Raw genomic sequence first — 10,143 nt, 5'->3', positions numbered from 1 at the left:
CTGATGATCTGTTCGTCGGAAAAACGCTTCTTCATGGGGATGTCCTCATGTGGCTTATGAAGACATTACTAACATCGGGGTGTACTAATCAACGGGGAGCAGGTCAGTGAGCACATTGAGCCGCCCGCAGCTTACAATGAAAATAGCAGGTTACGGCGTGAAAGCTAAGATTATTTTTGATCTGTTGTCCGTCAGCGACCCGTCTCAGAATTAGTCAGCATTTTACGGTAACGCCAGGATTTGTAGCCAAGTTTTGCTGGCGTTATATACCAGATAAAAGGTAGTACAATCAATAACGTGAGCGCAAGTGTCAGACTTGTATCCCTGGATGCAAGTAAAAGAGTTAAAGCCAGTATGATAAAGGCAATAATAGTTATCCACTTCATTGCCTTAAAACGATTGGCCAGATCATGAGTTACGCTATCAAACGAACCACCGTAATTCTCGATATTGTTTTTTAGCTTTTGAAGATCTCGTTTACTAAAACCTGATTTTAAAAGTGCTTCTTCGCTGGTCATTCTACTAACCATCCCATAACTCACTGAAACATGTGACGAAGTTTAACTGAATTTGACGGATAAATCGCTACCTGTCGATATTAGTCAAATTTATATTTATATCAAATAGTTGAAGATATCTTACAGTGGCGGTGACCAGACTCTTCAATCGTGTCCATGACAACGTCCTTGTGTCGTTTTGAGCCAGAGTAAATCCAAACCCAAGGCCAGGAAGTTGTCCTCATCCAGCGTTCTCAAACCTCTGAATACCGCCCGCAATTATGCTTTTGTTCTCTCCCCAACCCAGGGATCGTTCCCACCTGCGTCCAGCAGTTTGTTTTTAAAGATAAACAAACACGCCTCATTAAAGTTCTCCGCCCCCAGCCGTTCCGAGAGCGCCATTCGTTTGCGATAGAGACTTTTCACCGATGTATTCAGCTCGCCTGCAATCTCCTCCATTGACATCCCTGCTCTCAGCAACCGCAACATGATCGTTTCATGCGTGCTCAGCCGTAAATTCAGCAGCCACTTCGTGGTCAGGCGACGGCCCTTCATATTGAGCACCAGGTTAAACAGCGAGGCCATATCCGGTGCCGTCAGCGACGTATTCATAAACAGCTTCATACTGAGCAGATTCTCCTCGCGATGGCGCATATCAAGCATAACGCAGCAAATCGTTTTTTTCGTTCTGGCCGGATGGCGTATCAGATAATCATATAGACGGAGCGGCGCACGACTATCAATCAATACAGAATATTCATCTGCACCGTTATCAAATATGTTTCTGTCAATCGAATCGAGCAGGATAATATCCGGAAAAAATATCCGCATCCCCCTGACAAGGTAGCGATCCTGAGTCACTAACACTATTGAAGTTGCCACTAACCATCCCTTTTAGATTAAAGCAAGAACGATCCTGCGAAAAGAAGACCGCCTTCGTTTTATAGCGCTGTTATATTAACGATAGATGTATTCTGGCTTTGGACATCCCTCAATACACACATTGATGAGTAAGACTTCCTGTAGACTATCATTCAATGTCTGTCTTTAATTATAAATAAAAAACAATCGCAGAAAAGTCACTTCTCTAAACATTAAGAATTTTTGTCATGAAACTTCCCAAACATGCACCAGAAAGTACTTTAATTGAGGCTGACAAGCGTCATTAAAAATATATACAAAACTGTCACAATAAAAATAAAATCATTATATTTCAATTGGTTGTAATTAATCACTCAATTCAAAACAAACACAAAAAACTGCTCATTACAGAATTATCTCAAAACGACACAGCCGCTTTTCAGCATATTTATCGGGCAACATATCGGGTGTACATTACCTCCCATCCAGTCCACTAAGATGAGGCGCCATAATTACCTTTAAGTAAGTACCCCATAACGTTACTGCATTCAGATTTAATGTTCTCATTTATGGCCTTTAACGCAGAGTTAAAAGGCAGCCGTGTTATGCAATGGATTCATGATAAACAAATGGCAAATAGATATGGAAAGATCGCTTCGCTTCAGTACATTATTCTTTTATCGCACCCCAACATTATTGTTTCTGTTATTACTCTTTCCTGTTCTGGTTCAGGCGACGGAATCCGTTTATGAGCAACAGATTCAACAGGCGCGTAACGGTAATTACACGTCGTTTCTCGATTATCTTCAGCGCTATCAGCAGCAGCATGCCCTGACGCCTGAGCACGTTGCGGACTGGTTACAGGTGGCGGCCTGGGCAGGCCATGATGACGAGGTTATTCAGGTCTGGCAGCGCTACAGCATTTATATGCCGCTGCCCGCCCGCGGCGTTGCGGCTGTCGCGCAGGCCAGACGAAATCAGAAAGCGTGGGAGCCCGCACTGGCGCTCTGGAAAGAAGCGCGCAGCCTTGCGCCGGATAACGACGATTATCGTATCGGCTATATCAAAACCCTGGCCGATGCCCGTAAAGATACGCTTGCCCTTCAGGAGGCCCGACGGCTGGTGGCGGAGGCCCCCTCGCAGGCGCATCTTCAGACGCTGGCATACGTCTGGCTACGCCAGGGAAAAAGCTGGGATCGGCTTTTAGCCGACACGCGCGCGCTGTATGTCGCGCCAGAAAATCACGCGCTTCTCCGCGAGCGGGTCGACGCGCTAACGGATAACCGGGTCAATACCCCCGCGCTCCTGCTTTCACAAAAGGTGGCGCTAGCCCCCGCGGAGCGTCGTCGTCTTGAGCTGAATGCCGCCGCCGAAAGCGTTCGCCTTGCAGATGTGCCGGGCAGAACAGAAAAGGAGCGCCTGCAGCTTGCGCAATCCGCGCTGAATCGTTACGACGCGCTGCTGTCTCGCTGGCAGAGCGAGCCGCAGGCCGCGGAAGACGTCGTGCTTGCGCGTATCGACCGGCTCGGCGCGCTGTATGCCCATGCCGATTACCCGCGGGTCATCAGCGAATATCAGGATCTGACGGCAGCCCGGCATCCGGTGCCGGGCTGGGCAATCGGCTGGGTGATCTCCGCATATCTGCAGGAGAAAAACGCTGCCGCCGCCTTCGCGCTTCTGCAACGCTATCCGCAGTACGCATCCGATCCGCAGGACGAGGAGCACGCGCTTTTCTACGCCTGGCTGGATACGGGAGAGTATCCGTCCGCCCGCCGGTATGCAGAGCGCCACACCCGCAACGTTCCCTGGACCCGTTACGATTTCGGCTCCCCTACTCCTCAGCCGAACGATCGGTGGCTTACCGGCCAGTCGCTCCGTTTTAACTATTTGCTGGCGACGAATGCCCTGCCGGAAGCCGAAAAGCTGGCGCGACGTCTGGCGACAACCACGCCGGGCAATCAGGGATTGCAGATTGACTACGCCACCCTGCTGCAGGCGCGAGGTCTGCCGCGCGCGGCCGAGCAAACGCTGAAAATGGCGGAGGCGCTGGAGCCCTCGAATCTGGAGCTTGAGCAGCAGCAGGCTTACGTCGCCATGGATCTTCAGGAGTGGCGGCAGATGGATTTACTGGCCGACGACGTCGTTGCCCGCGCGCCGCGCGATCGCAGCGCAAGGCGTCTGGACAGGCTCCGCACCGTCCAGCATATGTCCGAGCTGCGCCTCAACGCGAGCAAGGGTTTGCACTCCGATAACCCCGTCAGCGGGACGCACGACCTCAACTGGGACGCCACGCTCTATGGCCCGCCCATAGCGGATAACTGGCGGCTGTTTGCCGGCACCCGCTATGCAGAGGGCAATTTCGATGAAGGCAAAGGCTCCAGCCGTCACCTGTTGGGCGGCATCGAATGGCGGCCACGCGATCTCCAGCTCGAAGCCGAGCTCTCAAGCAACCGCTATCACGGGGCGAACAAGCCGGGGGCTCGCCTCTCAACGACGTACAGCCTCACCGATAGCTGGCAGGTCAGCGGCAGCCTTGAGCGCCTGTCGCGCACCACGCCCCTGCGGGCGTTACGCAACGGGATCAGCGCCAACCGGGGGGAAGGCGGCGTGCGCTGGTATCAAAACGAGCGCCGTGAGTACCAGTTCAGCGCCGCCGTCAGCCGCTTCTCGGATCATAACCGCCGACAAGAATACACCCTCACGGGTAAGGAGCGTCTCTGGCAGACCCCGTCCCTGACGATGGATCTCGAACCGGGGATCGCCGCCAGCAAAAACAGCCTGCGGGACACCCTCTATTACAACCCGGCACGGGATCTTTCCGTGACGGCCGCCCTGGCCGTTGACCATGAGATGTATCGCCATTACGACACCCTCTGGAGCCAGCAGTTCGTGGCGGGAGGCGGCCGCTACTGGCAGAAAAATCAGTCCGCTGGTGCCATCGCTGTGCTGGGTTACGGACAACGCGTTCAGTGGAACAACGTCATGGATACCGGCGTGATGCTGAACTGGGACAAGCGCCCTTACGACGGCAAACGCGAGAGCAACCTCTCCGTCACGCTTGATGCGACTTTACGCTTTTAAGGATGATGATAATGAACACACGTTTTTCCGCGAGCCTGATACTCATCGGCTGGCTCTGCCTCAGCGCAAATGTCTGCGCGCAGGCATTTTCATTTATTGCGCCCAAAGATCGGCCGCAGCTGGAGGCGAGCAAACCCTGGCCGCAGAACCAGTTTCTGGTGCTGGCCTACCACGACGTCGAAGACGATGCCGCCGATCAGCGCTACCTCTCCGTGCGCACCAGCGCGCTAAACGAGCAGATCGGCTGGCTGCTGCACAACGGTTATCACGTCATCAGCGTGCAGGACATTCTGGATGCCCATGACGGAAAAAAAACGCTGCCGCCCAAAGCCGTTCTGCTCAGCTTTGACGACGGCTACAGCAGCTTTTACACCCGCGTCTGGCCACTGCTTCAGGCGTGGAACGTCCCTGCGCTCTGGGCGCCGGTGGGCAGCTGGGTGGATACGCCGGAAAATCAAAAAGTTAACTTCGGCGGCCTGATGACGCCCCGCGATCGCTTCGCGACGTGGGATATGGTGCGCGAGCTCAGCCGGTCTCCGCTGATTGAGATCGGGTCGCACACCTGGGCCTCGCATTACGGCATTGTTGCCAACCCGCAGGGCAGCCGCGAACCCGCCATCGCCAACCGCTTTTACGATAAAGCGACGGGCCGCTATGAAACCGATCGGCAGTTCAACCAGCGGATCGGCGATGACGTTCGCAAAGTGACTGAAAAAATCACGCGGGTGACGGGCAAGGCGCCGCGCGCCTGGGTCTGGCCCTATGGCGCCGCCAGCGGCACGTCGCTCGCCATCGCCAGACAGCAGGGTTATCAGCTGGCCTTTACCCTTGAGGACGGGCTGGGGAACGTGCAGGAGCTGGGCAACATCCCCCGGCTGCTGATCGCCGGCAATCCCTCGCTCAAGGCGTTTGCCAGTACGGTCAGCCAGGTTCAGGAGCACGAACCCGTGCGCGTCATGCACGTCGATCTCGACTACGTTTACGATCCCAATCCAGCCCAGCAGACGCAAAACATCAACAGGCTGATCCAGCGGGTCTACGACATGAAAATCAGCCATGTTTTCCTGCAGGCGTTTGCCGACCCGCAGGGCGACGGCAGGATCAGGGCGCTCTATTTCCCCAACCGCCAGCTGCCGGTCCGGGCCGATCTTTTTAATTTTGTTTCCTGGCAGCTGCAAACCCGGGCGGGCGTGAAAGTCTTCGCGTGGATGCCGGTGCTCTCGTTCGATCTCGATCCTGCCCTGCCGCGCGTGCAGCGTCGGGACCGCTCGTCAGGCCAGCGGCGCGAAGCCACCGATCCCTATATCCGGCTCTCCCCGTGGGACCCGCAGGTGCGCCAGCAGGTGACGGACATCTATGAAGATCTGGCCCGCTATGCCAGCTTCAACGGGATCTTATTCCATGACGATGCGGTGCTGACGGACGTGGACGATTGCCCTCAGAGCACAACACGTCAGAAAAGCCAGACGCTTATCGGGTTTACCCACGCCCTGAGCCTCGCGGTGAAGCACATCCGTGGCCCGCAGATAAAAACCGCGCGCAACATGTTCGCCTTGCCCATTCTGCAGCCCGAAAGCGAGGCGTGGTTCGCGCAGAATCTTGACGATTTTCTGGCGGAGTATGACTGGACGGTGCCGATGGCCATGCCGCTGATGGAGTCCGTCCCGGCAGACGAAAGTGATGCCTGGCTGACGCGTCTGGTTAACGCGGTCGCCGCGCGTCCCGGCGCGCTCGATAAAACCATTTTCGAGCTGCAGGCCCGGGACTGGGAGCGGAAACCGCAGCGCGCCGTTTCCGACAGCCAGCTGGCACAGTGGATGCGCGTGCTCCAGCTGAACGGCGTCAAAAACTACGGCTACTACCCCGACGATTTCATCAACAACCAACCTGATATCTCACGCATCAGGCCTGTATTTTCTTCGTACTGGTACCCTGACAATGACTGATCGCATTATCGCCTTTTCCATTTTATGTCTGGTATTCGGGTTGCCGTTAGGCGTGGCCGCCCTCTTTACCGGCGAGCTGATTCTGGATTTTGTGTTCTTCTGGCCGCTGTTCATGTCGGTGCTCTGGATAACCGGCGGCCTCTATTTCTGGTTTCAGCTTGAACGCCACTGGTCGTGGGAGAAAGAGACGCCCGCCCCGACGCTCGCCGGTGAGCCGCTCATCTCCATTCTGATCCCCTGCTTTAACGAGGGACGAAATGCCCGGGAGACCATCAGCGCCGCGCTGGATCAGCGGTATGAAAATATCGAAGTTATCGCCATCAACGACGGCTCGTCTGACAACACCGCGCAGGTGCTGCAGGCGCTGGCGCAGGAACATCCGCGCCTGCGGGTAATTAATCTCGCGGAAAACCAGGGGAAAGCGCTGGCGCTCAAAGCCGGGGCAGCGGCGGCCCGGGGCGATCTGCTGGTCTGCATTGACGGCGACGCCCTGCTCGACCGCGATACGGCAGCGTATCTGGTAGCCCCGCTGATTCAGTATCCCCACGTCGGGGCGGTCACCGGGAATCCGCGTATCCGCACGCGCTCCACGCTGATCGGTCGCATTCAGGTGGGCGAGTTCTCATCGATTATCGGGCTCATCAAGCGGACGCAGCGGATCTATGGCCGGGTCTTTACCGTCTCCGGCGTCATCGCCGCCTTTCGCCGACAGGCGCTGGCGGACGTCGGGTACTGGAGCCCGGACATGATCACCGAAGACATCGACATCAGCTGGAAGCTGCAGCTGCGCCACTGGGATATCTTTTTCGAGCCGCGGGCGCTGTGCTGGATCCTGATGCCGGAGACGCTGAAGGGCCTGTGGAAACAGCGTCTGCGCTGGGCCCAGGGCGGTGCGGAGGTGTTTCTGGTCAACCTTCGCAGGATTGTGCGCTGGGAGCATCACCGCATGTGGCCCCTGTTTCTTGAGTATGCCCTGTCAACGCTGTGGGCCTTCGCCTACGCCATGACGGTGCTGTTATTTATCCTCAGCCATATCACGCCGATTCCCGCCAGGCTGACCGTGGAGAGCCTCTTTCCACCGGAGTTTACCGGGCTGCTGCTGGGCGTGATGTGCCTGCTGCAGTTCCTGGTCAGCCTGTTCATCGAGCGGCGCTATGAACGGAAGGTGGCCAGCTCGCTTTTCTGGGTGATCTGGTTCCCGATGGTGTACTGGATGATCGGCCTGTTCACCACCCTCGTCGCATTTCCAAAAGTCATGCTTAAACGCCAGCGCGCCCGCGCGCGCTGGATCAGTCCGGACCGGGGAAAAGGAAGCCTTCAATGAACGAAAATACCTTAATTCTGACCGAACATCGGCTCTTGCCACGTCTTTTCGATGCCGCGTTAACGCTGGTGGCGTGGGGAGGCTTTCTGTTTTTCCTGTATGCCCGGCTCTGGATGCAGCTCACCGAGGAGAGCGACCACCGCTGGAGCGTGATTATTGCGTCCTTTAATACGGTGTTGCTCTACCTGCTGTTCGCCGCGCTCAACGGCTGGCTGCTGATTTTGTGGTATCAGTACAATCGCCGTCGGGCCCACGCGAGGCGGCGTCAGCCGGGCTATTTTCCCCAGGAAGAGCTGGCCCGCAGCTTTAATGTCTCACCGCAGATCATCTCCGAGATGAGCCAGTACAACCTGCTGACGGTCTATCATGACCAGATTGGCCGCATCATCGATCTAAAGATCAACGGGCAGGAAGAGGAAGAACAGTAACAAAAAGCCCCCGCAGGATACCCTGCGGGGGCTTTTTTATTGCGGGTAAGAGCTACTTATCTTTAACCACGATCAGCGGCTCAATATCGCTCTCTTTCTTCACCACCAGCGAGTCATCGCCGCGCAGGCAGGTCCCACCGTAGTTCCCGCCCACGGTAAAAGTACAGACCTGTATGTACTTGCCGTCGACCTTCGGCAGGCACCAGAGCTGCTGGTAGATGTTTTTACGGTCAACAAACTTGCCGCTGGATTTATCCAGCAGTTCGTCCTGGGCGCTGATCAGATCGATATTGCTGCCGCAGCGTCCGGCAATCGGCTTAACGGCGTATCCGGTCTGCTTCAGCAGATCGTTGACCTCAAAATCGGTGTCGAGCAGGTAACGGTGATTCGGGAACAGTTGCCACAGCACCGGGAGAATCGCCTTGTTGCCGGGAATAACGGTCCACAGGGGTTCAAAGACCAGCACCTCCGGGCGCAGCAGGACGTCAATCAGGCGCACTTCGCCTTCAGGATGTCCGGTGCGGATCGGCACCGCCGCGTATTCGGTTTCGCTGACCTCGCGGATCTGCTCAATCGCCGTCTCCCACGCCCAGGTTTTCCACACGCAGTTGACGTGGCGGCCTTCGTCATCAATCAGCTGTCCGGCGGCATCCCAGCTGAGCGCCCCCAGCCCGTGGAGGATTTTGGTCTCGAACCCGGCCTGCAGCAGAGAACGCTGGATAAAGAGCGCGTGATAGTCCTCTTCGACATCGTTGTCCTGCATGATGTGCACGAACGGCCGCGCGTGGCTGTGCTTCCAGGCACCGGTCAGCTCTTCCAGCAGGCCTTCCGCCGGGTTATGCCCGTTGCCGCGATAGCCGTTTTTCACCCACTCCTCAAGGATCAGCCCGCCCTCGGTGTGGCAGGAGGCGGAGTCGGCATTGTACTCGTAGACCTTGATGCCGCGCTCATCCATGCAGAAATCCATACGACCGGTGATCATATGGTGACGACGCCACTGCCAGGAGAGGCGCAGGCGCGGCCAGAGGATTTTCGGGATGTCGAAAAGCGCCAGCAGGCTGTCGTCTTTTAGCACCTTGTCCGTCGCGTGCAGGTACATCAGGTGCAGCTCGTTGGTGGCTTTGATCAGCTCCTGTTCGGCGCTTTCGGTAATGGTGAAGTACTGGCAGGGATCTTTGTTGATCACGTGACCGTTGGCGCGAATATACGCCTGCTGCAGCGCGTCATTTTCGTTGAGCCATTTCCCGTCGAACTGACGTGTGTTTTTCAGCCGCGCGCCGCTGATTTTCAGCAGTTCGCCGTCGATTTCCGGCTGCGGAATGCTGTGTTCTGTGTCGTCGGTCTGGATCATCCAGCCGAGAATTTCCGTGTCGTTGAAGGTGTCATGGAGGGTATAACGCCCGTTCTCCACGCTCAGGCGCAGCTCGCGCGTCCACTGCTGCCCGAGCGGCAGCGGAGAGTGAATGACGTTCTGCTCCGCAATTCGTACCTTATCGTCCAGAAGCTGGGTGATCACCGCCACGTGACCGGTCTCGTGAAACTCGCCGCCTTTTTGCCAGATCAGCAGCGCTCCGGCGCGCGGCGCGCGTTTTGAGCCGTTGGCAAAAGCCTGAAGGGGCAGAATGTTATCGTTCACCACCTGACGCAAAAAGCGCAGAGAGAAAATTTCCCACGCCATACCGACGTCGGTAAACACAAAGCCATAGTTGAGGAACAGGAAACGGCGGGCAAACTCAACGCACTGCCACTTGTGGCCCATGTATTCGTTGCCGATATAGCTGCGGAAATCCGCATCTTCCGGATAGTTTCGCGGGTCCAGACTGCCGTAATTTGAAGAGTAAATCGCCACGCCACCGGGCGCATAGCCTAACAACGTCCCGAATGGCGCATCACTGCTTAACGTTCCTTTACGCATGTATCCAACCTAAAACAGGCAGGCGGCAATTTTTATGGGTTGTCGTCGTCTGCACGTTGTAATTAACCTGACAGAGGAGCGTTTATCATAC

7 protein-coding genes are annotated in these 10,143 nt (G+C 56.2%); 4 read left to right on the top strand and 3 right to left on the bottom strand.

The genetic code is table 11. The features are described 5' to 3' along the window. Nucleotides 1-191 precede the first annotated feature (191 nt). On the bottom strand, nt 192-518 hold the full coding sequence (locus tag ACOTXI_RS12540; protein ID WP_039265473.1) for a hypothetical protein: 327 nt from the start codon (nt 516-518) through the stop codon (nt 192-194). A gap of 258 nt (nt 519-776) precedes the next feature. Next, on the bottom strand, nt 777-1,328 hold the full coding sequence (locus tag ACOTXI_RS12535; RefSeq protein WP_058653875.1) for a LuxR C-terminal-related transcriptional regulator: 552 nt from the start codon (nt 1,326-1,328) through the stop codon (nt 777-779). A 672-nt stretch (nt 1,329-2,000) separates the two neighbouring features. Between ACOTXI_RS12535 and pgaA the strand changes: the two genes are divergently transcribed. The 4 genes from pgaA to pgaD are packed head-to-tail and all read left to right on the top strand — an operon-like array spanning nt 2,001 to nt 8,137. Further along, nucleotides 2,001-4,439 (top strand): poly-beta-1,6 N-acetyl-D-glucosamine export porin PgaA, encoded by a 2,439-nt coding sequence (gene pgaA / locus ACOTXI_RS12530; RefSeq protein ID WP_058653874.1) that lies wholly within the window; start codon nt 2,001-2,003, stop codon nt 4,437-4,439. Nucleotides 4,440-4,441: 2 nt separating this feature from the next. Continuing rightward, nucleotides 4,442-6,385 (top strand): poly-beta-1,6-N-acetyl-D-glucosamine N-deacetylase PgaB, encoded by a 1,944-nt coding sequence (pgaB, locus tag ACOTXI_RS12525; RefSeq protein WP_087855194.1) that lies wholly within the window; start codon nt 4,442-4,444, stop codon nt 6,383-6,385. After that, on the top strand, nt 6,378-7,709 hold the full coding sequence (gene pgaC, locus ACOTXI_RS12520; RefSeq protein ID WP_039024623.1) for a poly-beta-1,6-N-acetyl-D-glucosamine synthase: 1,332 nt from the start codon (nt 6,378-6,380) through the stop codon (nt 7,707-7,709). The genes pgaB and pgaC overlap by 8 nt, the downstream gene beginning before the upstream one ends. Then, on the top strand, nt 7,706-8,137 hold the full coding sequence (gene pgaD, locus ACOTXI_RS12515; RefSeq protein ID WP_023326057.1) for a poly-beta-1,6-N-acetyl-D-glucosamine biosynthesis protein PgaD: 432 nt from the start codon (nt 7,706-7,708) through the stop codon (nt 8,135-8,137). The genes pgaC and pgaD overlap by 4 nt, the downstream gene beginning before the upstream one ends. A gap of 52 nt (nt 8,138-8,189) precedes the next feature. On the opposite strand, the gene gss is transcribed toward pgaD, so the two are convergent. Then, nucleotides 8,190-10,052, bottom strand: coding sequence for a bifunctional glutathionylspermidine amidase/synthase (gss, locus tag ACOTXI_RS12510; protein ID WP_058653873.1), 1,863 nt, complete (start codon nt 10,050-10,052; stop codon nt 8,190-8,192). Between the last annotated feature and the right edge of the window lie 91 nt (nt 10,053-10,143).

It is taken from the genome of Enterobacter cloacae complex sp. BZL2005 (genome assembly GCF_049238885.1).
Lineage (GTDB): Bacteria > Pseudomonadota > Gammaproteobacteria > Enterobacterales > Enterobacteriaceae > Enterobacter > Enterobacter roggenkampii.
This window is presented reverse-complemented; position numbering and strand designations above follow the sequence as displayed.

Excerpts from the sequence above, each read along its gene's own strand:
- ACOTXI_RS12535 (WP_058653875.1), bottom strand. The coding sequence starts at position 1,328 with ATGCGGATATTTTTTCCGGATATTATCCTGCTCGATTCGATTGACAGA.
- pgaD (WP_023326057.1), top strand. The coding sequence starts at position 7,706 with ATGAACGAAAATACCTTAATTCTGACCGAACATCGGCTCTTGCCACGT.
- pgaB (WP_087855194.1), top strand. The coding sequence starts at position 4,442 with ATGATGATAATGAACACACGTTTTTCCGCGAGCCTGATACTCATCGGC.
- pgaA (WP_058653874.1), top strand. The coding sequence starts at position 2,001 with ATGGAAAGATCGCTTCGCTTCAGTACATTATTCTTTTATCGCACCCCA.
- ACOTXI_RS12540 (WP_039265473.1), bottom strand. The coding sequence starts at position 518 with ATGACCAGCGAAGAAGCACTTTTAAAATCAGGTTTTAGTAAACGAGAT.
- gss (WP_058653873.1), bottom strand. The coding sequence starts at position 10,052 with ATGCGTAAAGGAACGTTAAGCAGTGATGCGCCATTCGGGACGTTGTTA.
- pgaC (WP_039024623.1), top strand. The coding sequence starts at position 6,378 with ATGACTGATCGCATTATCGCCTTTTCCATTTTATGTCTGGTATTCGGG.